This is a genomic window from Caballeronia sp. GAWG1-5s-s (assembly GCF_023631445.1).
GTDB lineage: Bacteria > Pseudomonadota > Gammaproteobacteria > Burkholderiales > Burkholderiaceae > Caballeronia.
Genome location: NZ_JALQDC010000012.1, coordinates 172,754 through 198,766, shown reverse-complemented (window position 1 = coordinate 198,766; position 26,013 = coordinate 172,754). Strand labels below are relative to the sequence as shown.

The 26,013-nt window shown below is 66.0% G+C and carries 26 protein-coding genes; 16 read left to right on the top strand and 10 right to left on the bottom strand.

Going from position 1 to position 26,013, the window contains the following annotated elements:
* Positions 1-63: 63 nt before the first annotated feature.
* From tpx to NCR34_RS11780, 7 genes are all read right to left on the bottom strand, one after another.
* Entirely contained in the window at positions 64-564 is a 501-nt protein-coding gene (tpx, locus tag NCR34_RS11810; protein ID WP_175945115.1) for a thiol peroxidase, read from the bottom strand.
* A 102-nt stretch (positions 565-666) separates the two neighbouring features.
* A complete protein-coding gene (locus NCR34_RS11805) occupies positions 667-1,995 on the bottom strand; it encodes a zinc-ribbon and DUF3426 domain-containing protein (RefSeq protein ID WP_250499988.1) in 1,329 nt (442 codons plus the stop codon).
* Between the two features lie 61 nt (positions 1,996-2,056).
* Positions 2,057-2,959, bottom strand: coding sequence for a 50S ribosomal protein L11 methyltransferase (gene prmA / locus NCR34_RS11800; RefSeq protein ID WP_250499986.1), 903 nt, complete (start codon positions 2,957-2,959; stop codon positions 2,057-2,059).
* A 23-nt stretch (positions 2,960-2,982) separates the two neighbouring features.
* Positions 2,983-4,350, bottom strand: coding sequence for an acetyl-CoA carboxylase biotin carboxylase subunit (gene accC, locus NCR34_RS11795; RefSeq protein WP_248320520.1), 1,368 nt, complete (start codon positions 4,348-4,350; stop codon positions 2,983-2,985).
* Positions 4,351-4,501: 151 nt separating this feature from the next.
* Positions 4,502-4,975: an acetyl-CoA carboxylase biotin carboxyl carrier protein gene (gene accB, locus NCR34_RS11790; RefSeq protein ID WP_175945107.1), complete on the bottom strand. Its 474-nt coding sequence runs from the start codon at positions 4,973-4,975 to the stop codon at positions 4,502-4,504.
* Between the two features lie 449 nt (positions 4,976-5,424).
* Positions 5,425-5,964, bottom strand: a complete 540-nt coding sequence (locus tag NCR34_RS11785) for a TlpA family protein disulfide reductase (RefSeq protein ID WP_250499984.1) — start codon at positions 5,962-5,964, stop codon at positions 5,425-5,427.
* A 29-nt stretch (positions 5,965-5,993) separates the two neighbouring features.
* Positions 5,994-6,650 (bottom strand): UDP-N-acetylmuramate--alanine ligase, encoded by a 657-nt coding sequence (locus tag NCR34_RS11780; RefSeq protein ID WP_250499983.1) that lies wholly within the window; start codon positions 6,648-6,650, stop codon positions 5,994-5,996.
* 185 nt (positions 6,651-6,835) lie between these two features.
* Here NCR34_RS11780 and mpl point away from each other — a divergent pair, with 185 nt between their 5' ends.
* The 16 genes from mpl (at position 6,836) to pyrF (ending at position 23,877) form a co-directional block, all read left to right on the top strand.
* Positions 6,836-8,251: a UDP-N-acetylmuramate:L-alanyl-gamma-D-glutamyl-meso-diaminopimelate ligase gene (gene mpl / locus NCR34_RS11775; protein WP_250499981.1), complete on the top strand. Its 1,416-nt coding sequence runs from the start codon at positions 6,836-6,838 to the stop codon at positions 8,249-8,251.
* Complete coding sequence (locus NCR34_RS11770; protein ID WP_248320517.1) at positions 8,248-8,847, top strand: YqiA/YcfP family alpha/beta fold hydrolase; 600 nt, start codon at positions 8,248-8,250, stop codon at positions 8,845-8,847. The genes mpl and NCR34_RS11770 overlap by 4 nt, the downstream gene beginning before the upstream one ends.
* A gap of 59 nt (positions 8,848-8,906) precedes the next feature.
* Positions 8,907-10,958 (top strand): ribonuclease catalytic domain-containing protein, encoded by a 2,052-nt coding sequence (locus NCR34_RS11765; RefSeq protein ID WP_250499980.1) that lies wholly within the window; start codon positions 8,907-8,909, stop codon positions 10,956-10,958.
* Positions 10,955-11,812: a shikimate dehydrogenase gene (gene aroE / locus NCR34_RS11760; protein WP_250499979.1), complete on the top strand. Its 858-nt coding sequence runs from the start codon at positions 10,955-10,957 to the stop codon at positions 11,810-11,812. Before NCR34_RS11765 ends, aroE begins: the two co-directional genes overlap by 4 nt.
* Positions 11,812-12,573 (top strand): monofunctional biosynthetic peptidoglycan transglycosylase, encoded by a 762-nt coding sequence (gene mtgA, locus NCR34_RS11755; protein WP_250499977.1) that lies wholly within the window; start codon positions 11,812-11,814, stop codon positions 12,571-12,573. Before aroE ends, mtgA begins: the two co-directional genes overlap by 1 nt.
* A 336-nt stretch (positions 12,574-12,909) precedes the next feature.
* Complete coding sequence (locus NCR34_RS11750) at positions 12,910-13,824, top strand: IclR family transcriptional regulator (protein WP_241269802.1); 915 nt, start codon at positions 12,910-12,912, stop codon at positions 13,822-13,824.
* Complete coding sequence (locus NCR34_RS11745; RefSeq protein ID WP_250499975.1) at positions 13,821-14,786, top strand: 2-dehydro-3-deoxygalactonokinase; 966 nt, start codon at positions 13,821-13,823, stop codon at positions 14,784-14,786. The genes NCR34_RS11750 and NCR34_RS11745 overlap by 4 nt, the downstream gene beginning before the upstream one ends.
* Before the next feature lie 47 nt (positions 14,787-14,833).
* Complete coding sequence (locus tag NCR34_RS11740; protein WP_250499974.1) at positions 14,834-15,511, top strand: 2-dehydro-3-deoxy-6-phosphogalactonate aldolase; 678 nt, start codon at positions 14,834-14,836, stop codon at positions 15,509-15,511.
* Entirely contained in the window at positions 15,508-16,287 is a 780-nt protein-coding gene (locus NCR34_RS11735) for an SDR family oxidoreductase (RefSeq protein WP_250499972.1), read from the top strand. The genes NCR34_RS11740 and NCR34_RS11735 overlap by 4 nt, the downstream gene beginning before the upstream one ends.
* A gap of 140 nt (positions 16,288-16,427) precedes the next feature.
* Positions 16,428-17,435 carry an arabinose ABC transporter substrate-binding protein gene (locus tag NCR34_RS11730; RefSeq protein WP_206467033.1) on the top strand — a complete coding sequence of 336 codons (1,008 nt, stop codon included), beginning with the start codon at positions 16,428-16,430 and terminating at the stop codon, positions 17,433-17,435.
* Between the two features lie 57 nt (positions 17,436-17,492).
* Positions 17,493-19,007 (top strand): L-arabinose ABC transporter ATP-binding protein AraG, encoded by a 1,515-nt coding sequence (gene araG / locus NCR34_RS11725; RefSeq protein ID WP_206467032.1) that lies wholly within the window; start codon positions 17,493-17,495, stop codon positions 19,005-19,007.
* Positions 19,008-19,052: 45 nt separating this feature from the next.
* Positions 19,053-20,069: an L-arabinose ABC transporter permease AraH gene (araH, locus tag NCR34_RS11720; RefSeq protein WP_206467031.1), complete on the top strand. Its 1,017-nt coding sequence runs from the start codon at positions 19,053-19,055 to the stop codon at positions 20,067-20,069.
* 16 nt (positions 20,070-20,085) lie between these two features.
* Positions 20,086-20,874: an SDR family NAD(P)-dependent oxidoreductase gene (locus NCR34_RS11715; RefSeq protein WP_250499970.1), complete on the top strand. Its 789-nt coding sequence runs from the start codon at positions 20,086-20,088 to the stop codon at positions 20,872-20,874.
* The gene (locus NCR34_RS11710) at positions 20,865-21,776 is read left to right on the top strand and encodes an SMP-30/gluconolactonase/LRE family protein (RefSeq protein WP_250499969.1); all 912 of its coding nucleotides are present in this window, start codon (positions 20,865-20,867) and stop codon (positions 21,774-21,776) included. The genes NCR34_RS11715 and NCR34_RS11710 overlap by 10 nt, the downstream gene beginning before the upstream one ends.
* A gap of 94 nt (positions 21,777-21,870) precedes the next feature.
* A complete protein-coding gene (locus tag NCR34_RS11705; RefSeq protein ID WP_250499968.1) occupies positions 21,871-22,977 on the top strand; it encodes an aldose 1-epimerase in 1,107 nt (368 codons plus the stop codon).
* 87 nt (positions 22,978-23,064) lie between these two features.
* Positions 23,065-23,877, top strand: coding sequence for an orotidine-5'-phosphate decarboxylase (gene pyrF, locus NCR34_RS11700; RefSeq protein ID WP_250499966.1), 813 nt, complete (start codon positions 23,065-23,067; stop codon positions 23,875-23,877).
* Positions 23,878-23,893: 16 nt separating this feature from the next.
* Here pyrF and NCR34_RS11695 read toward each other — a convergent pair whose 3' ends face one another.
* Genes NCR34_RS11695 through thiL form a run of 3 tightly spaced genes read right to left on the bottom strand, consistent with a single transcriptional unit; the run spans position 23,894 to position 25,950 of the window.
* On the bottom strand, positions 23,894-24,394 hold the full coding sequence (locus NCR34_RS11695) for a CinA family protein (RefSeq protein ID WP_175945071.1): 501 nt from the start codon (positions 24,392-24,394) through the stop codon (positions 23,894-23,896).
* Positions 24,395-24,425: 31 nt separating this feature from the next.
* A complete protein-coding gene (locus NCR34_RS11690; RefSeq protein ID WP_250499965.1) occupies positions 24,426-24,971 on the bottom strand; it encodes a phosphatidylglycerophosphatase A family protein in 546 nt (181 codons plus the stop codon).
* Positions 24,961-25,950, bottom strand: coding sequence for a thiamine-phosphate kinase (gene thiL, locus NCR34_RS11685; protein WP_250499964.1), 990 nt, complete (start codon positions 25,948-25,950; stop codon positions 24,961-24,963). Before thiL ends, NCR34_RS11690 begins: the two co-directional genes overlap by 11 nt.
* Positions 25,951-26,013 lie beyond the last annotated feature (63 nt).

The following is a 26,013-nucleotide window of genomic DNA, read 5'->3' as shown; positions in this document are numbered from 1 at the left end:
CGGTCGAACCGAAAGACCGCCGCGCCCCGTATGCGGACCGCCGCAGCGGTCCGTCGATGCACTTTACTTCAGTGCGGCGAGCGCTGAATCATAGTTCGGCTCGTTCTTGATTTCCGGCACGAGTTCGGCGTGCACGACCTTGTCGTTTTCGTCCAGCACGACGACCGCGCGCGCGGTCAGCCCTTTGAGCGGGCCGCTCGTCACGTCGACGCCGTACGACTGAGCGAACTCGTGGCCGCGGAACGTCGAGGCCGTCACCACGTTGGCGAGACCTTCGGTCGTGCAGAAACGCTTGGCCGCGAAGGGCAGGTCGCCGGAGACGACGAGCACCACGGTGTTGTCCAGCTTGCCGGCCGCTTCGTTGAACTTGCGCGTCGACGTGGCGCATGTGGGCGTGTCGAGGCTCGGCACGATGTTCAGCACCTTGCGCTTGCCCGCGAAGCTCGCGAGCGTGATATCGCCGAGATCCGCGCCGACGAGCGTGAACGCGGGCGCTTGCTGTCCTTCGCTCGGGAACGTGCCGCTGACTTCGATCGGGTTGCCACCGAGGGTAACTTGACTCATGTTGCGCTCCAGAGGATGTGTCAGATGCTGACGGGAACTGTGCGACCGGCTCTTGCTGCCGGGTCGCGTCTTGGAAAGCCGGGCGCTCGCGCCGCTATCCGGTCACGGATAGAAGACCTGCACCCGGTAATTCGCGGCGACGGCATCGCCCGTATCGAGCCGGACGACGACCGGTTGCGCGCTTTGCGGCGGAAGGCCGATGGCGAATATCGTACCCGGTCGCGCGTAATCCTGCGGCCACAGCACGCGGCGAATGGCGACGTCGCTCTTGTCGTCGAGCAGCGTGAGTTCGAGCGCCGGATAGGCGAGCGCGACGTCCGAGCGGTTGCGCAGCATGAGCTTCAGTTCGAGCTTGTGCGGGCCGTCCACCTGACGCAAGCCGGAACTCTCGATCTGCAAACCGGAGATGTAACGCGGCGGCGAAATCGTGCAGCCGACCTGGTCGCAGATATTGACGTAGAACGCGTGCGAGCCGGGGACATTCACCATGATCGTTTCGCGTTGCCACCAGGCGAACTGGACCAGGAGCAGCAACGCGAGCAAGACTGCAATGACGATACCGAGCGCACGCAAGCCCTTACGCGCGGGCTTGCTCGGTTGCGTCGTCTCGATAAGCGGCTCTCGCGAGACCGGAAACGCTTCGTTGGCGCTCGGCGGGTGCGCGGTGCCGAGACCGGCCGGCCGCGCGCCGAAGCCGGGCTCGTCCTCGTCCCATGCGGAAGCCGGCGTCGGGGTCGGAGTCGGGGCAGCGGCGGGGCGCGCGCGCGGCGGTTCGGGCCGGTTTTGCGCCGGACCGATGAAAGGCTCCGCGCGGTCGTCGAGCGGATCGACGAAGCGCGAGGGCGGCGGCGCGGGTTCGGGACGCCTCGGCGCTTCGCTTCTGGCGGGCGGCGCGGGTGCGTCGTCGTTGAGCGGCGCGCCGGACACGGCCACCGGCTTCACCCGGCCGAGCGGTACCGGTTCGACGACAGGCTCGGCGTCGGGTTCGTTCGCGGCGTCCTTGCGCGGCACGTTGCGGGACACATTGCGTTCGGGCGGCGGCGGCATCGGCGCGCCAGCGAACGCCGGCGCGTTCGCATGCACGGTCGGATCGTTGTCTTCTTTCGCCGGGGGCGGCGCGAAGGGTTTCGCGGCCGACTTGTTGCCGAGATCGAGCTGACGCGGCACTGCCAGCGTGGGCGGCACGCTCGTGGCTTCCTTTTTCGACGACGAGAACGTCAATGGCCCGACCGCGACTTCATCATCGATCAGCGCGGCGTGCTGCGCTTCGTCGGCTTCGGCCGACTCGTCCGGCAACTCGAACCGATGGTGCGCGGCGTCGAAAACTTCCTGGCAATGGCCGCAACGCACCCGCCCGTCATGCGGCGCGAGCAGATGCGGATCGAGCTTGAAGACGGTTTCGCAGTGTGGGCAGCGGGTAGCCAGCGCCATAGGAAGTGCCAGTGGAAAGTGCCAGCGGCCTCACGGCCGAAACGGTGACGATGGCGCTATTCTAAAGGCTTTCGCGCCGCGTTCCGGCAAGGCAGACCCAGCCTTCGTGCTCGCGCCAGACGCCGATGTCGATCCACTTCGCATAGACCGCCGCGACCTCGTCGGCCTGGCGCGCGAGGATGCCCGACAGCGCGATCCGCCCGCCCGGTTTCACCTTCGCGGCGAGCATCGAGGCCATGAGTTTCAGCGGATTCGAGAGGATATTGGCGACCACGATATCGAACTCGCCGGCGGGGCAGTCGTCGGGCAGGCCGTAGGTGACGTCCGCGTGATTGCGCTCGCTGTTCTGGCGCGCGGACTCGACCGCTTGCGGGTCAATGTCGATGCCATACACCGGATTCGCGCCGCACTTCTTCGCGAGAATGGCGAGGATGCCGGAGCCGCAGCCGTAGTCCAGCAACGACTGCCCCGGTTTCACCGATTGCTCCAGCCACTCCATGCACAGGCGCGTAGTCGGATGGCTGCCCGTGCCGAACGCGAGACCTGGATCGAGTTCGAGCACGAGGGCGTCGGGATCGGGCGCGTCGTGCCATGACGGCACGACCCAGATGCGCTCGCCGATGGCGATCGGATCGAACTGCGCCTGCGTCAGACGCACCCAGTCCTGCTCCTCGACTTCGCGCACCGAGAACGCGGGCGTCGCCTGCAAGCCGATGTCGTTGGACGCCGCGGCGAGCAGCACGGCCGGGTCCGCGTCCTGGCCGAGCAGCGCGACCACGCGCGAACGCTTCCACGCGCTGCGCTCGGGCGTGAGCCCGGGCTCGCCGAAGAGCGGCTGCTCGTCGGGCGTGTCGGCGTCGGCGTCCTCGACGGACACCGAGAGCGCGCCCATGTCCAGCAGCGCATCCGATAGCGCCTCCGCGTGCTCGCGGTCTAGCTCGGCGATCAGTTCCCGGTAACTCATGCTCGCTTCTCTGCCAAGGCGCTTCAGGACTCTTCGGCCACCGCCGCCTGACGCGCGGCGAGCTTGTTTTCGAGGTAGTGGATGCTCGTGCCGCCTTCGACGAACTTGGCGTCGATCATCAGTTCGCGGTGCAGCGGAATGTTGGTCGAGATGCCTTCCACGACCATTTCCGACAGCGCGATGCGCATGCGGTTGATCGCCTGTTCGCGCGTCGCCCCGTACGAGATCAGCTTGCCGATCATCGAATCGTAGTTCGGCGGGACGAAATAGCCGTTGTACGCGTGCGAATCGACGCGAATGCCCGGGCCGCCCGGCGCGTGCCACGACGTGATGCGTCCCGGCGACGGCGTGAACTTGAACGGATCTTCTGCGTTGATGCGGCATTCGATCGCGTGGCCGCGGAACTGGATGTCCTTCTGGCGCAGCGTGAGCTTCTCGCCGGCGGCAATGCGGATCTGTTCCTGCACGATATCGACGCCCGTGATCAGCTCCGTCACCGGATGCTCGACCTGCACGCGCGTGTTCATTTCGATGAAGTAGAACTCGTTGTTCTCGTACAGGAATTCGAACGTGCCCGCGCCGAGATAGCCCATCTTCTTGCACGCTTCGGCGCAGCGGTCGCCGATGCGGTCGATCAGCCGCCGCGCGATGCCCGGCGCCGGCGCTTCCTCGATCACCTTCTGGTGGCGGCGCTGCATGGAGCAGTCGCGCTCGCCGAGCCACAGCGCGTTGCGGAACGAATCCGACAGCACCTGAATCTCGATATGCCGCGGGTTCTCCAGGAACTTCTCCATGTAGACCTGCGGATTGCCGAACGCACGGCCCGCTTCTTCGCGCGTCATGTTCACCGCGTTGACGAGCGCCGCTTCGGTATGGACCACGCGCATGCCGCGACCGCCGCCGCCGCCCGCCGCCTTGATGATGACGGGATAGCCGACCGCGCGCGCAATTTTCACGATCTCTTTCGGATCTTCCGGCAACGCGCCTTCCGAACCCGGCACGCACGGCACGCCGGTCTTGATCATGGTCTGCTTGGCGGTGACCTTGTCGCCCATCAGGCGAATGGTCTCCGGGCGCGGCCCGATGAACGTGAATCCGGATTGCTCGACGCGCTCGGCGAAATCCGCGTTCTCGGAAAGAAAGCCGTAGCCGGGGTGGATGGCTTCGGCGTCGGTGACTTCGGCCGCGCTGATGAGCGCAGGCATGTTCAGATACGACAGATTCGACGGTGCCGGTCCGATACAGACGGCTTCGTCGGCGAGCTTGACGTACTTCGCTTCCTTGTCGGCCTCTGAATAGACGACGACTGTCTTGACGCCCAGTTCGCGGCACGCGCGCTGGATGCGAAGCGCGATTTCGCCGCGGTTCGCAATGAGGATTTTTTCAAACATGGCAGTGGGTCGGCTCATCAACGGGCACGCGCGAGCGGCCCTCGGGATTCGAATCGGCGGCGCGCGCGTCCGGATGCTTCCGGATGGCGCGCGCCGGCGCGGTGAAGCCGGGCGGACCGGAGCGAAGCGTCCGGCGCACGGCCCGACGCGCTTAGTCGCCGATCACGAAGAGCGGCTGGCCGTACTCGACCGCCTGACCGTTCTCGACAAGAATTTCCTTCACGACGCCGGACTTGTCCGATTCGATTTCGTTCAGAAGCTTCATGGCTTCGATGATGCACAGCGTCTGGCCTTCCTTGACCGTATCGCCGACCTGCACGAAAGGATCGGCGCCCGGCGACGGCGCGCGGTAGAACGAGCCGACCATCGGCGACGTCACGACGTGGCCCTGCGGCGCGGCGGCGCTCGCGGCGGCGCCAGCGCTCGCGCCGGCATCGCCCGATGCGGATGCGCTCGGCGCGGCTTGCGCCTGCACTTGCGGCGCGTATTGCTGCGGCGCCTGCATATAGACGGGCGCCGCGTTCTTGACGATGCGAACCTTGCCTTCGCCCTCCGTCACTTCCAGCTCCGAGATGCCGGATTCCGAGACGAGGTCGATCAGCGTTTTCAGTTTACGAAGGTCCATCGAAAAATCCCCTTTCAATACTTGGAGACCGGGACTGCCCGGTGCTTGACTTGATTTGTGGGTGTGTTCTGAGCGTCAGCCGCGTGCCGGCGCGGCCATCATCCGGTGCGCGCGGGCGTGTGGCGCAGCGCGCCCGCGGCGAAACTGGCGGCGGTGCGACCTGTCGTATGGGGCGCGGTGGCTCGGCCAGCGCCGCTTTCGCGGGCGGCTAAACGGGCGGCTACGTGGCCTTGCTGCGCCGGCGCAATAGTCATGGTCGCTTCGGGTTGTGCGGAATTCGGCGCACTTTAGCGCCGTTTAGAGAATTTTGTCTAGTTTTACAGCGCGACAGACCGTGCTCGTTCGCGCGTGCGACCCGACATTATCGCAGCCAAACAGAGAAATTACAGCAAACGTCCGGCAACTTGCTGCTTAATCGTGCGAACGTCAGCCGAAGTCGCAGCGAATTTTTACAGCGCGTCGAGCGTGTGGCGCAGTTCCGCTTCGTTGACTTCGCCTAGCTTGGTCGAGTGAACCACGCCCTTGCTGTCGATGACGACGGTGAACGGCAGCCCGCCCGCGTTGTTGCCGAAGCTACGCGCAAGGTCCGCGCCACCGAAGCCGGTGACGTAGACGGGATAGTCGACCGGGACCTTCTTTAAGAAGTCGTTGATGTTCTTCTCGCTGTCGACGCCGAGCCCAATGAACGTGATGCCCTTCTTTTGATACTCGCGCTGCAAGGCCGAGAGCGTCGGCATTTCCTTGACGCACGGTCCGCACCACGACGCCCAGAAGTTCACGACGACCGGCTTGCCCTTGTACGCCGCGAGCGGTTGCGATGTGCCGGACGCGGCGGGCGGCGTGATCTTCCACAGTTGATCGACGGCGTTGCCGCTCGGCTGCGTCGCGGCTTCGGTGTCGTTGCCGGTAAACAGATGACCTGCGTAGAAGCCGCCGACCGTCGCGGCGATGGCGACCGCCAGGGCCGCGAGGATACGTGTGCTGTTCATGGAGGTGAGATTGAAAGCGCCTTGCCGTTTCACTCGCCAATGTAAAGCGGCGGGCGATCCGGATCGTCGGTTTGATCGAGCAGCGCGCGCACGGCGGCGGCGTTCGCGCGGGCGAGCCGGCCGCGTCCGTCGGCGCGCACCGCGCCGCGCAGATCCACGGTGGTGTAGAGCGCGATGTGGACCCCGATCGGCTCCTCGCCGCGCAAGCGATGCAGAAAGCTCAATGTCTCCACATAACCGCGCCCCGCGAAGTGCCGCGTCTCCGAGACGTCGTATTGAATATTGGCATTGAGCAGATAGATTGCGACTTCCTTCGGGTTGTCGCAGAAGCATTGCAGATGGATATCCGAATGCTCGCCCGCTGTGCCGTTGAGCACCGCGCCGGTCAGATACGGATCGTAGGGCTTCAGGCGCTCCATCCATTCGAGCGCGGTTTCGCGCATGCGGCGCAGCACGGCGGGCTGGCTGTCGCTCTGGAAAATCGCCTGATATTCGCGGATTTCCTCTTCGATCTGATCGTTGTCGGGCAAAAACTCGCCGCCGATCTTGCTTTCGCCCACCACGAGCCGCGCCGCCTTGCGCTTGGCGGTGGAGTAGTCGAGACCGTCTTCGGCGATCATTCTCGCGGCCGCGATCGCGATTTCCTCGCGCACGCGCTGCGGATCGATATGTGATTTGCGAACCATGGGGGCATCATACTAGATAACGTCTGGGCGTCCGGCGGGGCGGCGGCCGTGGCAGCCTTGGCCTCAGGGCGGCGGGCGCGCTCGGTTACAATATGCGCCTCCGGGCGCACTCCCGCACGGCTTTTATCCGTGGTGCGCCGTTCCAGTTTTCCGCACTCCATCGCCCGCGCGGCGCGACACGCTTTATGCACATCCACATCATCGGCATCTGCGGCACCTTCATGGGCGGTCTCGCCGTCCTGGCGCGCGAGGCCGGACACAAGGTCACCGGCTGCGACGCCGGCGTCTATCCGCCGATGAGCACCCAGCTCGAAGCACAAGGCATCGAACTGATCGAAGGCTTCGGGGCCGAGCAGATCGAACTCGCGCCGGACCTCTTCGTCGTCGGCAATGTGGTGTCGCGCGGCAATCCGCTGATGGAAGCGATTCTCGACCGCGGCCTGCCGTACACGTCGGGCCCGCAATGGCTCGGCGAGCATGTGCTCGCGGGCAAGTGGGTGCTGGCGGTCGCGGGCACGCACGGCAAGACCACGACGAGTTCCATGCTCACGTGGCTGCTGGAAGACGCCGGCATGAATCCGGGCTTTCTGATCGGCGGCGTGCCGCTCAACTTCGGCATTTCCGCGCGCCTGACCGATTCGAGCTTCTTCGTGATCGAAGCCGACGAGTACGACACCGCCTTCTTCGACAAACGTTCGAAGTTCGTTCACTACCGCCCGCGCACGGCGGTGCTCAACAATCTCGAATTCGATCACGCCGATATCTTCCCGGATCTCGCGGCTATCGAGACGCAATTTCATCACCTCGTTCGAACGGTGCCGGGCGTGGGCCGCATCGTCACGAACGGGCGCGAGGCGGCGCTCGAGCGCGTGCTGTCGCGCGGCTGCTGGTCGGGCGTCGAGCGCTTCGGCGTCGAGGGCGGCTGGCAGGCCCTACCCGCCGAGGACGGTGCGACCGTCGACGAACAGTTCGCTGTCTACTGGCAAGGCGAGCGTCAGGGCGTGGTCGACTGGCAAGTGCAGGGCGAGCACAATCGCATGAACGCGCTCGCGGCCATCGCGGCGGCGCGCTCGGTCGGCGTGCCGGCGGCGCAGGCGGCGAAGTCGCTCGCGAGCTTTCGCAACGTGAAGCGGCGCATGGAAGTGAAGGGCAGCGTCGACGGCGTCACGGTCTACGACGACTTCGCGCACCATCCCACCGCCATCGAAACGACGGTGGCGGGATTGCGCACGCGCATCGGCGATTCGGGTCACGCGCGCATTCTCGCCGTGCTCGAACCGCGCTCGAACACCATGAAGCTCGGCACGATGAAGGCGCAACTGCCCGCGAGCCTTGCCGGCGCGGACGTCGTCTTCGGCTATGGCGCGCGCGAAGGCCGCGACAAGCTCGGCTGGAATCTGGCCGAGGCGCTGTCCCCGCTCGGCGACAAGGCGCACGCCTTCGACGAAATCGACCCGCTCGTGAAGGCAGTCACCGCCGCCGCGCGCCCCGGCGACCACGTGCTCGTCATGAGCAACGGCGGTTTCGGCGGTGTGCATCAGAAACTGCTCGACGCACTTTCCGCGCGTGAGTCCGGCACCACGACACGAGGCCCCGCGTGATCCTCTACCTGCACGGCTTTCGCTCGTCTCCCCAATCGTTCAAGGCGCGCGCCATGCGTGCGCGGCTCGCGGAACTTGGCCGGTTGAGCGAATGGCAGTGCCCGGTGTTGCCCGTATCGCCGTGCGACGCCATCGCGCTGGCGGAAACCATCGCGAGCACGGCGGCGTCGGACGATGTCACCGTCGTCGGCAGTTCGCTCGGCGGCTATTACGCGACCTATCTCGCAGAAAAGCACGGCTGGCGCGCGGTGCTGCTCAATCCCGCCGTGGTGCCGCAGTCGGACCTGAGCGCGTACCTCGGCGAACAGCCGTTGTGGCACGGCGGCGGCAGCATCACCGTATTGCCGCGCCATCTGGACGAACTGCGCGCGCTCGCCGTCGATGCCATCACGCGGCCCGAGCGCTACTTTCTGATTGCCGCGACCGGCGACGAAGTGATCGACTACCGCACGATGCTCGCGCGCTATCCCGGCGTGCGCACCACGTTGATTCAAGGCAGCAACCACGCGATCAGCGACTTCGCGGACTATCTCGGCGACGTGCTCGCGTTCTGCGATCAGTCGCCGCGTGCGGCCGTCGCGCCCGCGGCGGCATGACGCCTCATTCATCCACCGGCGCATGCCGCGTCCGGTCCACCGTCTTACGAGAGTATTGAGTGAACGTTTTCTTCGAGGAATCGGGTAGTTTCAAGGCCGGCTCGGTCTTGTCGAAACAAGGCGACGCGTTCCAGGTCGAGTTGCCGGGCGGACGCCGCGCAAAGGTGCGCGCGAAAGACGTGCTGATCGAATTCGAAAAGCCCGCCGCCGCCGATCTGATGCAGGAAGCCGACGCCATCGCGCAGGACATCGACCTCGATTTCCTGTGGGAATGCGCGCCCGAGGAAGAGTTTCCGTTCACCGCGCTCGGCGCGGACTATTTCGGCGACAAGTTCGGTCCGAGCGAGCGCGCCGCGCTCGTGCTGCGCATGCACGGCGCGCCGGTGTACTTCCGTCGCAAGGGGCGCGGGCAGTATCAGCGCGCGCCGCAGGAGCAGTTGCAAATGGCGCTCGCGTCGCTGGAGCGCAAGCGCCAGCAGGCGCTCGTGCAGGCGGGCTACGAAGAAGAACTGAAGGCGGGCAAGCTGCCCGAGGCGCTGAAGGACAAGGCCATCGGTCTTCTGACGAAGCCGGACAAGAATTCCATCGAATACAAGGCGCTCGAAGCGGCGGCGGCCGCGCGCGGCATTTCGCAGGCGCGGCTCATGCTCGAATGCGGCGGCATTGCGTCCGCGCGCCAGTTGCACGAAGCGCGTTTCCTCGCCGAGTACTTCCCGCATGGCGTCGGCTTCCCGTCCGTGCAGCCCGCGCGGCTGCCCGAAGACCTGCCCGAAGCGGACGTCGAAGCGTTCTCCATCGACGACGTGACGACCACCGAAATCGACGATGCGTTCTCCGTGCAGCATCTGGCGGACGGGCGCGTGCGCATCGGCGTGCATATCGCGGCGCCGGCGCTCGGCATCGCGCGGGGCGACACCATCGATTCGATCGCGCGCAGCCGTCTTTCGACGGTCTACATGCCCGGCGACAAGATCACGATGCTGCCCGACAACGTCGTCGATGTGTTCACGCTCGGCGAGGGCGGACTGCGGCCGGCGCTGTCGCTCTACATCATCGTGAATCGCGAGACGCAGGACATCGTCGCGAGCGAAACGCGGGCCGAGCGCGTGTTCATCAAGTCGAATCTGCGCCACAACCATCTCGACGAGCATGTCACCGAAGAAAGCCTCGCCGCCGGCACGGGCGATTATCCGCACAAGGAAGACATCGCCGTACTGTGGCCGCTCGCGCAGGCGCTTTTCGAAAAGCGCCAGCAAGCCCGCGCGACGTACGGCCTCAAGCGCGAGGTGCAGCGCAACAACGACTTCAACTTCTACGTCGAAGGCGAGCACATCACCATCACGCCGCGCCGTCGCGGATCGCCGCTGGACCTGATCGTGGCGGAACTCGCGATCCTCGCGAATTCGTCGTGGGGCGCGTTTCTCAACGATCACGGCGTGCCGGGCATCTACCGCTCGCAGCGCGGCTTCGGCGGTCCGGGCCCCAAGCGCACGCGCATGCAGACGACGCCCGCGCCGCACGAAGGCCTCGGCGTCGCGCAATATGCGTGGAGCACGTCGCCGCTGCGCCGTTACGTCGATCTGGTCAATCAGTGGCAACTGCTCGCGTGCGTGCAGCACGGCGTGACCGCGAAGCTCGCCGCGCCGTTCAAGCCGAAGGACGCGGACCTGTTCGCCGTCGTGCAAGGCTTCGACGATACGTACACCGCTTACGCGGATCATCAGCGCCGCATGGAGTACTTCTGGTGTCTGCGCTGGCTGAAGCAGGAGAACAAGCGGCAGGTTCCGGCGTCGGTGGTGAAGGACGACCTCGTGCGCTTCGAGGAAATCCCGCTGATTCTGCACGTGCCCGGCCTGGGCGTGCATGCGCGCGGCACGCGGGTGATGCTGGAAGTCGTGTCGATCGATGAACTGACCGTCGAAGCGTCGTGCCGTCTGCTGCACGTGATCGACGCGCCGTCCGCCGCCGCGCCGGTCGAAGAAGACGAAGCCGAGGAAGAAATCATCGAAGCCGACGACCTCAGCGCCGAAAGCGAAGCCGAAGCGCAGGCGGAGGCATCGGCGGATGAATCGGCGGAAGCATCGCCGCAGCCACAGGAGCCGAACGCATGAACGCGCCGCAGCCGCGCGACCGGTACGCGGTGATCGGCAATCCGGTCGAGCACAGCAAGTCGCCGTGGATTCACGCGCGCTTCGCGGAACAGACCGGCGAAGCGGTCGAATACGGGCGCATTCTCGGACCGCTCGGCGGCTTCGAGCGGGAGGTCACAGCGTTCATCGCGTCGGGCGGACGCGGCATGAACGTGACCGTGCCGTTCAAGCTCGACGCCCACGCGTTCGCCGATTCGCTCTCGCCGCGCGCGGCGGCAGCCGGCGCAGTCAACACGCTGTCGTTCACCGAGGACGGCGTGCGCGGCGACAACACCGACGGCGTCGGCCTCGTGCGCGACATCGAAGCGAATCTCGGCGTGAGTCTGCAAGGCGCGCGCGTGCTGCTGCTCGGCGCGGGCGGCGCGGCGCGCGGCGTCGTCTTGCCGATTTTCGACCGGCGGCCGGCGTCGCTCGTCATCGTCAATCGCACGGCGGCGAAGGCGCAGCAACTCGTCGGGCAATTCGCGCAGGCCGCGCAGGAGGCGAACGTGCGCCTGTCGGGCGGCGGCGCCCACAGCATCGAAAAGACGCGCTACGACGTGATCGTGAACGCGACGGCCGGCAGCCTCGACGCCGCGCTGCCCGAATGCGACGATGCCGCTTTCGGCGTGGGCACGCTCGCCTACGACATGATGTACGGCCCGAAGCCGACGGTCTTCATGCAGCACGCGGAGCGTCTCGGCGCGCGCGCGGCCGATGGTCTCGGCATGCTGGTCGAACAGGCCGCCGAATCGTTCTTCATCTGGCGCGGCGTGCGCCCGGACGGCGGCGCGGTGCTGCGCGAACTGCGTCAGACACTGACGGCAAAAGCCTGATGACCACCGCGCCCGGCCACAGCCGCACGTCGCCGAGCGACCGGCCCACGCGCCGCGCGGTGCGGCTCGGTCCTGCGCGATGGATCGCGTACGGCATATCCGTGTTCTTCATCGCGATTCTCGCGACGCAGCTCTACTTCTTCCTTCAGATCGGCGTGTGGACGGCGATCAATCCCGGTTCGACCGCCTTCATGCGCGCCGACGCGTGGACGCTCGCGAAGACGCATCCCGGCATCGCGCTGCAACGCACGTGGGTGCCGTACGACCAGATCTCGCGCAATTTGAAGCGCGCGATCATCGCGTCCGAAGATGCGAACTTCGTCAATAACAATGGCTACGAAACCGACGCCATCTTGCAGGCGTGGGAGAAGAACAAGTCGCGCGGAAAGATAGTCGCGGGCGGCTCGACTATCTCGCAGCAACTCGCGCGCAATCTGTTTTTATCGCGCGAGAAGAGCTATATCCGCAAGGCGCAGGAGTTGGTGATTACGTGGATGCTCGAATTTTGGTGGACCAAGGAACGCATCTTCGAGGTCTATCTGAATTCGGTGGAGTGGGGCAACGGCGTCTACGGCGCGGAAGCGGCGGCGCGCTATTACTACAAGACGTCGGCGGCCAAGTTGACGGCGGGACAGAGCGCGCGCCTCGCCGTGATGCTGCCGCGCCCGAAGTACTTCGACGACCATCGCAATTCGGCGTATCTGACGATGCGGGCGCGCGTCATCGCCCGGCGAATGGGCGCCGCCGAACTGCCGGAATAGAATTTAGCTCGCGTCGCTAAACTCGATAAGGCCCTGATCCGTCAGGGCTTTTTTTGTTGGCGCGTCGCTTTCCGTTGTCAGCTAGACTCCCATTATGTGAACAGCGCGGTCACATATTGAAGATTCGAGATAGCCGGAACTACAATCCGTCCAAGCCTTCGACGACATCGCCAGAAGGCACTGCAGAGGCCAAGACGCCTCGCGCCAACAAGAACAAAACCGGAGACACGTCATGCATTCGATCGCCTGCCCGCGCTCGCGGGTCGCGCCGCACGATTCATCCGCCTCACGCGAAAAGCGCGCGCCGTCTTGCTCGCCCATCGAGGGGTGATCGACATGACCAAGCTCCAGCATGCCGATACGGACAATGGCCTAGCCGCCAACGACGCCCGAGCGCGCGAAACCGGCCGCCGCGACGCCGACGCCATCGCGCTGCCGAGCGCGCTCGTCGATGTCACGCCGCAGCAGGCCGGCACGCAGACGCTGCTGCGCGGCCTGGCGATTCTGGAAGCGGCCGCGAACGGCGCGCGCGATCTGCGCTCGTTCAGCGCGGCGCTCGGCACGACGCGCAGCACCACGCACCGGCTCGTGAGCTCGCTCGTGCAGGCGCGGTATCTGCGGCAAGTGCAGGGCGGCTATCTGCTCGGGCCGAAGCTGATCGAACTCGGCACCATTGCGCTCGAACAGATGCCGCTGACGGCGGTCGCGCGTCCGCATCTTCAGGCGCTCGCGCAGCATACGCACGACACGATTCACCTGGGCGTGCGCGACGGCGACGACGTGCTCTACATCGACAAGATTCCCGGCACGCGCGGGCTCGAAATGCGTTCGCGCGTCGGGCACCGCATGCCGCTCGCATCGACGGGCATCGGCAAGGCGATGATGCTCGACCTCGAAGCCAACGCGTGGAAGAAGCTGCTCGACGCCTCGCACCGGGCGCTCGCCCGCACGAGCTTCAAGCCGGAGAACCGCCCGGACGTCGATACGTTTCTTCAGCGCATGACGCGCTATTCGCAAGGCGGTTACACCTTCGACCTCGAAGAAAACGAGGCGTCGATTCGCTGCGTCGCCGCGCCCGTGCGCGATGCGTCGGGCGCGATCGTCGCGGCGCTTTCTGTCGCGAGCACCATCCCTTATATGCCGGACGAACGCATGGAAGAACTGATCCCGGTCGTGCAGCGCGAAGCGCGCTCGATCTCCGAAGAACTCGGCTGGCGCGCGCCGCAGGCCAATCGCAGGATCAAGCGATGACCGCGCCCGCTCTCATTGCGCTCGACTGGGGCACCACGTCCCTGCGCGCCTATCTGCTCGGCGACGACGCCACGGCGCTCGACACCCGCGCGTCGTCGGCAGGCATCATGAAGCTGCCCGCGGGCGGCTTCGACGAGGCGTTCGAGGAAACCTGCGGCGCGTGGCTCGACGCGCATCCGCGCTTGCCCGTGATCGCGGCAGGCATGATCGGCAGCGCGCAAGGCTGGATCGAAGCGCCGTATGTCGATACGCCCGCAGACGCCAACGCCCTCGTCGCGGGCATCGTCACCGTGACGGCGGCGCGCGGCGTGACCGTGCGCGTGGTGCCGGGCGTGCTCGAACGCGGCGTGCTGCCGAACGTGATGCGCGGCGAGGAAACGCAGATCGTCGGCGCGCTTTCGGCGGACGCGTCGCTGTCCGCGCCGGGCGGCGCGTTGATCGGCCTGCCCGGAACGCATGCGAAATGGGCGTTCGTCGAAGACGGCCGCATCGAGCGTTTCTACACCTTCATGACCGGCGAGACGTTCAGCGCGCTTCGCGACCACACGATTCTCGGCCGCACGATGCAGCACGGCGCGGCCCCCGACGCAGCGGCGTTCATCCGCGGTGTCGATACCGCGCGCGATGCCGGTCATCCCGGCGTGCTCGCGACCATTTTTAGCACGCGCACGCTGGGACTCACCGGGCAACTGACGCCTGAACAGCAGCCGGAGTACTTGTCGGGGTTGCTCATCGGCCACGAACTGCGCGGGCTGAACGAAGTGCTGGGGCGGGATGCGTCGTCGCTCGCGGGCAGGACGCTACGGCTGATCGGCAACGATGCGCTCTGCGACCGCTATCGCGCAGCGCTCGCGCGTTTCGACTGCCAGGACGCGCAGACGGTCGCGCATGCCACCGAACACGGTCTGTACCGAATCGCCGCGCAAGCCGGGCTCGTGACCGCGCCCGCGAGCGCCGCCTGACGCAACGCATACGAACGCACACGAACGCATACGCAAGGAGCACGACGATGCAACCTCACATCAATCTGCCGGGGCCGTACGAGATGCACGCCGGTCTCGCGAAGGCGTTCGCCCAATGTCCGCTCATCGCGATCCTGCGCGGCGTCACGCCCGCCGATGCCGCCGAGCACGGCCGCGCGCTCTATGAAGCGGGCTTTCGGATCGTCGAGGTGCCGCTCAATTCGCCGCAGCCGTTCGACAGCATCGCAGCGATCCGGCAGGCGCTGCCGGACGACGCCATCGTCGGGGCGGGCACGGTGCTGCATCCGAGCTACGTCGATAACGTGAAAGACGCGGGCGGCGAACTGATCGTGATGCCGCACAGCGACGGCGATGTCGTGCGGGCCGCGAAGGCGCACGGACTCGCGTGCGCGCCGGGCGTCGCCACGCCGAACGAAGGTTTTCTCGCGCTGAAGAACGGCGCGGACGTGCTGAAAATGTTCCCCGCCGAGCAACTCGGCCCGACGGTGGTGAAGGCGTGGCGCGCGGTCATCGCGAAGGAAGTGCCGCTCGTGCCGGTCGGCGGCATCGCGCCGGACAACATGGGGCCGTTTCTCACGGCGGGCGCGAACGGCTTCGGCTTAGGGTCCGCGCTCTACAAGCCGGGACAGAGCGCGAGCGTGACGGCATCGCACGCGAAGGCGTTTATCGCTGGGCTCGCTATCGCGAAGGGTGAGAAGCGATGAACCGGCTGGCCGGCAAAGTCGCGATGGTCACCGGCGCGGGCCGCGGCATCGGCGCGGCGATCGCGCTCGCGTTCGCGCGCGAAGGCGCGGCGGTCGTGCTCGCGGAACTGGACATCGAGACGGCGCGCGAGACGGCGAAGCGCATCGCCGACGAAACGCAGTCCGAGCGCGTCTTCGCGGTGCAGACGGACGTGACGCAAAGCGCGTCGGTGAAAGACGCCGTCGCGCAAACGGAAGAGAAGTTCGGCGCGCTCGACGTGCTCGTGAACAACGCCGGCATCAACGTGTTCTGCGATCCGCTGACCATGACCGACGACGACTGGCGGCGCTGCTTCGCCGTCGATCTCGACGGCGTGTGGAACGGCTGCCGCGCGGTGCTGCCGGGCATGGTGGAACGCGGCCGGGGCAGCATCGTGAATATCGCCTCGACGCACAGCTTCAAGATCATCCCCGGCTGCTTTCCGTATCCGGTCGCGAAGCACGGCGTGATCGGGCTGACGCGCGCGCTCGGCATCGAATACGCGCCGAACAACGTGCGCGTGAATGCCATTGCGCCGGGTTACATCGAAACGCAACTGACGCTGGACTGGTGGGACTCGCAAGCCGATCCGAAGGCAGCGCGGCAGGCGACGCTCGATCTCCAGCCGATGAAGCGCATCGGCAAGCCGCAGGAAGTCGCGATGACGGCGGTGTTCCTCGCATCGGACGAAGCACCGTTCATCAACGCGAGCTGTATCACCGTCGATGGCGGCCGTAGCGCGCTCTATCACGACTGAGACGACTGAAGACGTACGAATCAAAAGAAATGACGCACTGGCCGCGGTGCGGCATCCACGCAGAAAGACACGCGGCCACACGCTTTTTACCGCCCGCACGCGGGTATTTTGAGACAACGGAAAAAGTCGGGAGACAAAAGATGAAACGCAGACTGTTCCTCACGCTGATCGCCGCCGCCACGGCCACGAGCGCCACGATGATCGCCGCGCCCGTCGCGCAGGCCGCCGACGACATCAAGATCGGCTTTCTCGTGAAGCAGCCGGAAGAGCCGTGGTTCCAGGACGAATGGAAGTTCGCCGAGACCGCCGCCAAGGAGAAGGGCTTCACGCTCGTGAAGATCGGCGCGCCGTCGGGCGAAAAGGTGATGAGCGCGATCGACAACCTCGCCGCGCAGAAGGCGCAGGGGTTCATCATCTGCACGCCGGACGTGAAGCTCGGGCCGGGCATCGTCGCGAAGGCGAAGGCCGACAAGCTGAAGATGATGACGGTGGATGACCGTCTCGTCGATGGTTCCGGCAAGCCGATCGAGTCGGTGCCGCACATGGGCATTTCGGCCTACAACATCGGCAAGCAGGTGGGCGACGGCATCGCCGCGGAAATCAAGAAGCGCGGCTGGGACATGAAGGATGTCGGCGCGATCGACGTCACTTACGAGCAGTTGCCGACCGCGCACGACCGCACGAGCGGCGCGACCGACGCGCTTCTCGCCGCCGGTTTCCCGAAGGCGAACGTGATCGCCGCGCCGCAAGCGAAGACCGACACGGAGAACGCGTTCAACGCGGCGAACATCGCGCTCACGAAGAACCCGCAGTTCAAGCACTGGGTCGCCTACGGCCTGAACGACGAAGCCGTGCTCGGCGCGGTGCGCGCGGCGGAAGGCCGCGGCTTCAAGGCGGACAACATGATCGGCATCGGCATCGGCGGCTCGGATTCGGCGCTCAACGAGTTCAAGAAGCCGAACCCGACGGGCTTCTTCGGCACGGTCATCATCAGCCCGAAGCGTCACGGCGAAGAGACGTCCGAACTGATGTACGCGTGGATCAAGGACGGCAAGGCGCCGCCGCCGCTCACGCTCACGACGGGCATGCTCGCCACGCGTGAAAACGTGTCGTCGGTGCGTCAGCAAATGGGCCTGGCGTCGAACTAAATCCATCGAGCAGGCGGGCCGCATGACAGCGCGGCCTGCGCAGAACAAGGAGGCGATGTGTCAGCGACGCTGCGTTTTGACAATATCGGCAAGGTGTTTCCAGGCGTGCGCGCGCTCGACGGCGTGTCGTTCGACGTCAATGCCGGCGAAGTACACGGTTTGATGGGCGAGAACGGCGCGGGCAAATCGACCTTGCTCAAGATTCTCGGCGGCGAGTATCAGCCCGATTCGGGGCGCGTGCTCATCGACGACCGCGAAGTGCATTTCGGAAGCGCCGCGGCTTCGATTGCATCGGGCATCGCGGTGATTCATCAGGAATTGCAGTACGTGCCGGACCTGACGGTGTCCGAGAACCTGCTGCTCGGCGCGCTGCCGAACCGGCTCGGCTGGGTCGACAAGCGCGCGGCGAAAAAGCACGTGCGCGAGCGGCTCGCCGCGATGGGCGTCGATCTCGATCCCAACGCTAAGCTGCGCAAGCTCTCCATCGCGCAGCGGCAGATGGTCGAGATCTGCAAGGCGCTCTTGCGCAATGCGCGCGTGATCGCGCTCGACGAGCCGACTTCGTCGCTCTCGCACCGCGAAACCGAAGTGCTGTTCAAGCTCGTGCGCGACCTGAAAGCGGACAAGCGCGCGCTCATCTATATCTCGCACCGCATGGACGAGATCTACGAGCTATGCGACGCCTGCACCATTTTTCGCGACGGCCGCAAGATCGCGTCGCATACGCGCTTGGCCGAAGTGCCGCGCGACACGCTCGTGCAGGAGATGGTCGGCCGCGAGATCTCGGATATCTATAACTATCGTCCGCGCAAACTGGGCGACGTGCGCTTCGCGGTGCAGAACGTGCAGGGCGAGGCGCTTTCCGCGCCGGTGAGCTTCGAGGTGCGGCGCGGGGAAATCGTCGGGTTCTTCGGGTTGGTCGGCGCGGGGCGCAGCGAACTCATGCATCTGATCTACGGCGCGGACAAGAAGAAGGAAGGCACGATTCAGCTCGACGGCCAGCCGATCAAGATTCGCAGCACCGGCGAAGCGATTCGCCACGGCATCGTGCTGTGTCCGGAGGATCGAAAGGAAGAGGGCATCGTCGCGATGGCGACGGTCGCGGAGAACATCAACATTTCGTGCCGCCGTCATTTTCTGCGCGCGGGGCTTTTTCTCGACCGCAAGAAGGAAGCCGAGACGGCGGACCGCTTCATTCAGCTTCTGAAGATCAAGACGCCGAGCCGCCGTCAGCGCATCCGCTTTCTGTCGGGCGGCAATCAGCAGAAAGCGATTCTCTCGCGCTGGCTCGCGGAGCCGGATCTCAAGGTCGTGATTCTGGATGAACCGACGCGCGGCATCGACGTCGGCGCGAAGCACGAAATCTACAACGTGATCTATCAGCTCGCGGAGCGCGGCTGCGCGATCGTGATGATCTCGTCGGAACTGCCGGAAGTGCTCGGCGTGTCCGATCGCATCGTCGTGATGCGGCAAGGGCGCGTCGCGGGCGAATTGCCGCGCGGACAGGCGAACGAACAGTCGGTGCTGAGCCTCGCGCTGCCGCAATCGGAGACGGTCGCCGAGGCCGCTTGAGGACGACGCGGACGAGGAAGAACAAGGGGACTGAGGAAAGAAATCATGGAAGCCAGAGAAAACATCGTGGGACAGGCTAGCGAAACGGTCGCGAACGCGCTGATCCCGCAAAGAAGCGACAAGCAGAAGTGGTGGCAGCAGATCACGGAATACAGCCTAATCGTGATCTTCATCGTGATGTTCGTCACGATGTCGCTGACCGTGGATCACTTCTTCTCCATCGAGAACATGCTCGGGCTCGCGCTGTCGATCTCGCAGATCGGCATGGTCGCCTGCACGATGATGTTCTGCCTCGCCTCGCGCGACTTCGACTTGTCGGTGGGTTCGACCATCGCGTTCGCGGGCGTGCTCTGCGCGATGGTGCTCAACGCGACGAACAACACGTTCATCGCGATCATCGCGGCCGTGGCGGCAGGCTCGGTGATCGGCTTCGTGAACGGCGCGGTGATCGCGTATCTGCGCATCAACGCGCTGATCACCACGCTCGCGACCATGGAAATCGTGCGCGGGCTCGGCTTTATCGTGTCGCACGGGCAGGCGGTGGGCGTGTCGTCGGATACGTTCATCGAACTCGGCAGCCTCACCATGCTCGGCATTTCTCTGCCGATCTGGGTCACGCTCGCGTGTTTCATCGTGTTCGGCGTGTTGCTGAACCAGACGGTTTATGGCCGCAATACGCTTGCTATCGGCGGCAATCCGGAAGCGTCGCGGCTCGCGGGCATCAACGTCGAACGCACGCGCGTATGGATTTTCCTCGTGCAGGGCGCGGTAACGGCGCTCGCAGGCGTTATCCTTGCGTCTCGGATCACGTCCGGACAGCCAAACGCGGCGCAAGGTTTCGAGCTGAACGTGATTTCGGCGTGCGTGCTCGGCGGCGTCTCGCTGCTCGGCGGCCGCGCGACGATTTCCGGCGTGGTGATCGGCGTGCTCATCATGGGCACGGTTGAGAACGTGATGAACCTGTTGAACATCGACGCGTTCTATCAGTACCTCGTGCGCGGCGCGATTCTGCTCGCTGCCGTGTTGCTAGACCAGTTGAAAAATCGCGGATCGCGCGACTGAAAGGACGGCGAAACATATGACATCCATCGACAAATCCCTCGCGCGCTACCCGAGCCTCGCGGGCAAGACCGTGCTCATCACGGGCGGCGCGACCGGCATCGGCGCGGCGTTCGTCGAGCATTTCTTCGATCAGGGCGCGAAGGTGGCGTTCTTCGATATCGACACCGAAGCCGGCGAGGCGCTGGCCGACCGGCTCGGCGCGGACCTTGGCGCGGACCGCACGCGCCCGATGTTCCTGCGCGTGGACCTAACGGACATCGACGCATTGCGCCAAGGCATCGCGGATGTGCGCGGCGCGCTCGGGCCGATCGGCGTGCTCGTGAACAACGCGGCCAACGACAAGCGTCATACCATTCAGGAAGTCACGCCCGAATCGTTCGACTGGGGCATCGCGGTGAATATCCGTCACCAGTTCTTCGCGGCGCAGGCGGTCGTCGACGACATGAAGCAACTCGGCGGCGGCTCGATCATCAATCTCGGCTCCGTCAGCTGGATGCTGAAGAACCCGAATCTGCCCGTGTACGTGACGGCGAAATCGGCGGTGCAGGGCCTGACGCGCGGTCTCGCGCGCGACCTCGGCAAGTTCGGCATCCGCGCGAATTCGCTGGTTCCGGGCTGGGTGATGACGGAAAAGCAGAAGCGCCTGTGGCTCGACGAGGCAGGCAAGCTCGCGATCAAGCAGGGACAGTGCATCGACGCCGAAGTGCTGCCCGAGCATCTCGCGCGCGCCGCGCTCTTTCTCGCATCGGACGATAGCAGCATGATGACGGCGCAGGAAATCATCATCGACGGAGGATGGGTCTAATGAACCAAAGCGGCGCAACCGATGCAACCGAGGCACGTCTTCTGATCGACAGCCGGTGCGCGCTCGGCGAGGGCGCGACGTGGTGCGCCGCGAGCGGGCGGTTCTACTGGACGGATATCGAAGGCAAGCGGTTCCTGCGATACGATCCGCGCGACGGATCGACCGAAGCCTTCGACATGCCGGAGCGCCTCGCGTGCTTCGCGCTCTGCGCGGACCCGGACTTCGTGCTGCTCGGGCTCGCGTCGCGGCTCGCGTTCTTCCAGTTCTCGACGGGCAAGATCGAGACGATCACGGAAGTGGAAGCCGGCCTGCCGACGCGCCTGAACGACGGCCGCTGCGACCGCGAAGGGCGCTTCGTGTTCGGCACGAAGCACGACGTGGACGACGCACAGCCGCTCGGCGCTTACTATCGGCTGAACCTGGATTTGTCGCTAGAGCGCCTGCCGCTCGGGCAGTGCGCGATCAACAACAGCACCGCGTTCAGTCCGGACGGCACGACGCTGTACTACTGCGATACGCCGACGCGCCGCATTCGCGTCTGCGATTACCCGAGCCTCGCGAACGACCGCGTGTTCGTCGAATTGACCGACGATACCGGCGCGCCCGACGGCTCCACGGTCGACGCGGAAGGCGGCTTGTGGAACGCGCAGTGGGGCGGGCGGCGCGTGGTGCGCTACGGGCCGGACGGCCGCGAGACGGCGCGCATCGAGGTGCCGAGCGCGCAGCCGAGTTGCGTCGCGTTCGGCGGCGACTCGCTCGATACGCTTTTCGTGACGACGGCGCGCATCGGCCTTTCCGACGACGCGCTCAAGACCGACGCCCACGCGGGCGGCATCTTCACCGCGCAGCCCGGCGTGCGCGGCATCGCGGAGCCGGTTTTCGCCGGCAAGCCGCGAGCATAAAAAAAAACCGAGGCGGCGCGCGATCCGACGCGCCGCCCGTTCAGCGCCCGGCGCGGCCGCGCCGGGTTCTTCGCCTCTCGATGGAGCACAGGTCATGACGGTTGCGCGCAATGAGCAAAGGGTGAATCCGCCGTCCGCGTCCACGGCGCAGGCGAACGCGCGCCGTTCGCGGCTCGCCGCCGCGGCCGAACCGCCCATTCGCCCGGGACCGAGCACGGCGGTCGTCGCCATCGGCGGCGCGGCCGTCGAAGGCTGCATCACGCTCGCGAACGCGCACTTGAGGCTCGATGTCGCGCCGGCGCTCGGCGGCGGCGTCACGCGTTTCGACTGGCGTCACGAAGGCGCCCTCGTGCCGATTTTCCGGCCGTGCGCCGAACCGGGCCCGGACACCGATCCAAACCAGCTCGCGTGCTATCCGCTGCTGCCGTATTCGAACCGCATCGGCAACGGGCATTTTCGATTCTCCGGACGCGCCATCGACGTGCCGCGCAATCGCCCGGATGAGCCGCTGCCGCTGCACGGCGACGGCTGGCTCGGCGCGTGGACCGTCGAGGAAGAAGAGGCGACGCGCGTGCGTCTGGCGTTCGAGCGCAGCGACGGCAAGCCGTACTCGTTTCGCGCGACGCAGACGTATGCGCTCGACGAAGCCACGCTCGTCGTCACGCTCGACGTGCAGAACACCGGCGACGAGGCGCTGCCCTTCGGTCTCGGCCTACATCCGTTTCTGATGCGCGAAGCCGATACCGAGCTTTCGGCGGCGGCGGGCGGCCTGTGGCTCTGTGGCGACGACTGGCTTCCGGTGCGCCATGTGCCCGCGCCGCCTGCGTGGCAGTTCGGCGTCGCCTATCCGATGCCATCGGAAATGGTGAACAACGCGTTCACCGGCTGGAGCGGACGCACGAGCGTGCTCTGGCCGAAGCGCCGTCTATCGCTGACGATTGCCGCCGACACCGACTACTACGTGCTCTATGCGCCGCCCGGCGAAGACTTCTTCTGCTTCGAGCCGGTCGATCATCCGATCAACGCGGTGAACCTGCCGGGCGGCGGCGAGGCGAACGGCATGACGGTGCTCGCGCCCGACGAGCGGCTTTCGCGCGAGTTCCGCTTCACCGTCGAGCGCACCGGCGAGGCCGCGCGTCGCGGCCGGCCGCGCACGCGTGCGGGAGCGAAGGCGCGCGGCCGCGCGGCCCTTGCGCGCTGAACGCGCTGAACGCGCCAAACGCCCGAACCGGAAAGCGATGCCGCGCACGTTAAAATGCGTGGCATCCCTTTCCGCCGGTTTTTCCCCATGTCTTTCATCCAGTCGCTCAACGCCGCGTGGTCGCGCACGCAGTCGCTCCTGTGCGTCGGCCTCGATCCCGAGCCGTCGAAGTTTCCCGGCGCGCTCGCGGGCCGCGCCGACGCGATCTTCGAATTCTGCAAGACTATCGTCGATGCCACCGCGCCGTACGCGTCGTCGTTCAAGCCGCAGATCGCGTACTTCGCCGCGCATCGCGCGGAAGATCAGCTCGAAGCGCTGATCGCGCATATCCATGAAAAGCACGCGGGGCTGCCGGTCATTCTCGATGCGAAGCGCGGCGATATCGGCAGCACGGCCGAGCAATACGCGAGGGAAGCGTTCGAGCGCTACAAAGCGGACGCCGTGACGGTGAATCCGTACATGGGTTTCGATTCCATCGAGCCGTATCTCGCGCATGAAGGCAAGGGCGTGATCGTGCTGTGCCGCACGTCGAACGCGGGCGGTTCCGACCTGCAATTCCTGACGACGGACGGCAAGCCGCTGTATCAGGTCGTCGCGAAGCTGGCAGCCGAGAAGTGGAACGCGAGCGGGCAACTGGGGCTCGTCGTCGGCGCGACCTTTCCGAAGGAGATCGAAGCGGTGCGTGGCATTGTCGGCGACATGCCGCTGCTGATTCCAGGCATCGGCGCGCAAGGCGGCGATGTCGAAGCGACCGTGCGCGCGGGCCGCACGGCGAATGGCACGGGCATGCTGATTAACTCGTCGCGCGCCATTCTGTACGCCGGCAAGAGCGACGATTACGCGAACGCGGCGGCCGAAGCCGCGAAGAAGACGCGGGATACGATCAACGCGTATCGGTGATGAGGGCGGCGCGGGTTTATCGCTCGCGCTGTTCCAGAAACTCCAGCAACTTTCTCAAAGCGTGCGCCGCTGCCTGCGTGCGCACCTGCTCGCGGTCGCCTTTGAAATGCTGCGTCTCGAACGCGGTATGCAGGCGATTGCTCCACGCAAAGCAAACCGTGCCGACCGGCTTCGCTTCGCTGCCGCCGGCAGGTCCAGCGACGCCCGTGATCGACACCGAAACCTGCGCGCGGCTGTTGCGCAGCGCGCCTTCGGCCATCGCTTTCGCGACCGGCTCGCTCACCGCGCCGTGCTGCTCGATCAGCGCGGCCGGCACGCCGATCATCTCCGTCTTCGCCAGATTCGAATACGTGACGAAGCCGCGCTCGAACCACGCGCTGCTGCCCGAAATATCCGTGATCGCGGCCGCCACCATGCCGCCCGTGCACGATTCGGCGGCGGCGAGCATCAGCCGTTCGTCGCGCAGCTTGTTGCCGACGCGGATCGCAAGTTGATGAACGACGGTATCGGTTGGCATGGCGGTGTCTCGCAGACAAAGGAGTGAAACGTCACACGGTCATGCGCCACAGCGCAATCACGAGCAGGCTGAAGAACGCGGCGACGAGATCATCGAACATGATGCCAAAGCCGCCTTTCAGATGGCGGTCGAAATAGCGGATCGGCGGCGGCTTCACCATGTCGAAGAAGCGGAACACGATAAACGCCCACAGCTGCCCGGTGAAGGTCGCGGGCGTCACGACCAGCAGCACGAGCCAGAACGCGACGATCTCGTCCCACACCACCGGCGACGGGTCCGCGACGCCCATCTTCTTCGCGGTGAAGCCGCAAAACCAGCATCCGGCGATGAAGCCGACGGCGATCAGCGCGCCCCATTCCGCCACGGTCAAATGCCGGTTGAGCGGCACGAACGACGCCCACGCGAAGAGCGTGCCGACCGTGCCGGGCGCAATGGGCGAAAGGCCGCTGCCGAAGCCGAGCGACAAAATGTGCAGCGGATGCGCGAGCATGAAACGTGCGCTCGCCTTGCGCGGTTTGGCGGGGGACGGCGAACGCGGCGGCGCGGATTCGCTCGCGGCGGTGGGGTCAGTCTGCATGAAAGTGGTCGAAGCCTTGCAACGTCAGGGAAAGCGGCGCGCCCGCGCCGTCGCGCCAGGCGATGGCGAGCGCGCCCGCGGAACCGATTGTACCGATGCGCGTGAGCGGCACGCCCACCCGCTCGCCGATGCGCGCGACCGCATCGCGCGCCTCGCGCGGCGCGGTGAAGCAGAGCTCGTAGTCGTCGCCGCCCGCGAGCGTGCACTGGCGGCGCGCGGTTTCGGGCAGCGCGCGCACCGCGTCGGAACACGGCACGGCGTCGGCATCGACTGTTGCGCTAACGCCCGAGCGCGTGAGGATGTGCATGAGGTCGCCCGCGAGGCCGTCGGAAATATCGAGCGCCGCGTGCGCGATGCCGGCGAGCGCGAGCCCGAGCGTCACGCGCGGCTCCGGGCGTTCGAGCGCCTGCTTCCATGCCGGCGCGCTCGCTTCGTCCGGCGCGCGCCATTCGTCGCGCAGGACGCCCAGGCCCGCGCGGGCATCGCCGAGCACGCCCGACACGTAGATGTCGTCGCCCGGTTTTGCTGCGTCGCGTCGCAGCGCCGCGCCGTGCGCCACATCGCCGAATACGGTGATGCAGATATTGAGCGGCCCGCTCGTCGTGTCGCCGCCGACGAGCGCGCAGTCGAAGCGTTCGGCCAGTGCGAACATGCCGTCGCTGAACGCGGCAAGCCACGCTTCATCGGCGCGCGGCAAGGCGAGCGCGAGCGTGAACGCGTGCGGCTTCGCACCCATCGCGGCGAGATCCGACAGATTCACCGCGAGCGCCTTGTGACCGAGCGCGTACGGATCGACGTCGGGGAAAAAGTGACGGCCGGCGACGAGCATGTCCGTCGAGATCGCAAGCTGATGGCCGGCGGGCGGCGCGATCAGCGCGCAGTCGTCGCCGATGCCGAGCGGCGCGTCGCCCTGTCTCGGCGAGGGCGCTTTCGCGCGGCGGGCGAAGTATCGATCGATTAGGGAGAACTCGGAAAGCATCGTCGGGGAAGCGGTTATTTGTGCGGTGCAAGAGAAAGGCGGCGCGGCAACGGCTGCGCCTCC

Coding starts and splice junctions, on each gene's coding strand:
- mtgA (WP_250499977.1), top strand. CDS start 11,812: ATGACCACCGCGCCCGGCCACAGCCGCACGTCGCCGAGCGACCGGCCC.
- NCR34_RS11750 (WP_241269802.1), top strand. CDS start 12,910: ATGACCAAGCTCCAGCATGCCGATACGGACAATGGCCTAGCCGCCAAC.
- NCR34_RS11695 (WP_175945071.1), bottom strand. CDS start 24,394: ATGCCAACCGATACCGTCGTTCATCAACTTGCGATCCGCGTCGGCAAC.
- accC (WP_248320520.1), bottom strand. CDS start 4,350: ATGTTTGAAAAAATCCTCATTGCGAACCGCGGCGAAATCGCGCTTCGC.
- NCR34_RS11740 (WP_250499974.1), top strand. CDS start 14,834: ATGCAACCTCACATCAATCTGCCGGGGCCGTACGAGATGCACGCCGGT.
- tpx (WP_175945115.1), bottom strand. CDS start 564: ATGAGTCAAGTTACCCTCGGTGGCAACCCGATCGAAGTCAGCGGCACG.
- NCR34_RS11730 (WP_206467033.1), top strand. CDS start 16,428: ATGAAACGCAGACTGTTCCTCACGCTGATCGCCGCCGCCACGGCCACG.
- NCR34_RS11735 (WP_250499972.1), top strand. CDS start 15,508: ATGAACCGGCTGGCCGGCAAAGTCGCGATGGTCACCGGCGCGGGCCGC.
- araH (WP_206467031.1), top strand. CDS start 19,053: ATGGAAGCCAGAGAAAACATCGTGGGACAGGCTAGCGAAACGGTCGCG.
- aroE (WP_250499979.1), top strand. CDS start 10,955: ATGAACGCGCCGCAGCCGCGCGACCGGTACGCGGTGATCGGCAATCCG.
- NCR34_RS11745 (WP_250499975.1), top strand. CDS start 13,821: ATGACCGCGCCCGCTCTCATTGCGCTCGACTGGGGCACCACGTCCCTG.
- thiL (WP_250499964.1), bottom strand. CDS start 25,950: ATGCTTTCCGAGTTCTCCCTAATCGATCGATACTTCGCCCGCCGCGCG.
- NCR34_RS11690 (WP_250499965.1), bottom strand. CDS start 24,971: ATGCAGACTGACCCCACCGCCGCGAGCGAATCCGCGCCGCCGCGTTCG.
- mpl (WP_250499981.1), top strand. CDS start 6,836: ATGCACATCCACATCATCGGCATCTGCGGCACCTTCATGGGCGGTCTC.
- NCR34_RS11715 (WP_250499970.1), top strand. CDS start 20,086: ATGACATCCATCGACAAATCCCTCGCGCGCTACCCGAGCCTCGCGGGC.
- NCR34_RS11785 (WP_250499984.1), bottom strand. CDS start 5,964: ATGAACAGCACACGTATCCTCGCGGCCCTGGCGGTCGCCATCGCCGCG.
- prmA (WP_250499986.1), bottom strand. CDS start 2,959: ATGAGTTACCGGGAACTGATCGCCGAGCTAGACCGCGAGCACGCGGAG.
- pyrF (WP_250499966.1), top strand. CDS start 23,065: ATGTCTTTCATCCAGTCGCTCAACGCCGCGTGGTCGCGCACGCAGTCG.
- NCR34_RS11705 (WP_250499968.1), top strand. CDS start 21,871: ATGACGGTTGCGCGCAATGAGCAAAGGGTGAATCCGCCGTCCGCGTCC.
- NCR34_RS11805 (WP_250499988.1), bottom strand. CDS start 1,995: ATGGCGCTGGCTACCCGCTGCCCACACTGCGAAACCGTCTTCAAGCTC.
- NCR34_RS11710 (WP_250499969.1), top strand. CDS start 20,865: ATGGGTCTAATGAACCAAAGCGGCGCAACCGATGCAACCGAGGCACGT.
- NCR34_RS11780 (WP_250499983.1), bottom strand. CDS start 6,650: ATGGTTCGCAAATCACATATCGATCCGCAGCGCGTGCGCGAGGAAATC.
- accB (WP_175945107.1), bottom strand. CDS start 4,975: ATGGACCTTCGTAAACTGAAAACGCTGATCGACCTCGTCTCGGAATCC.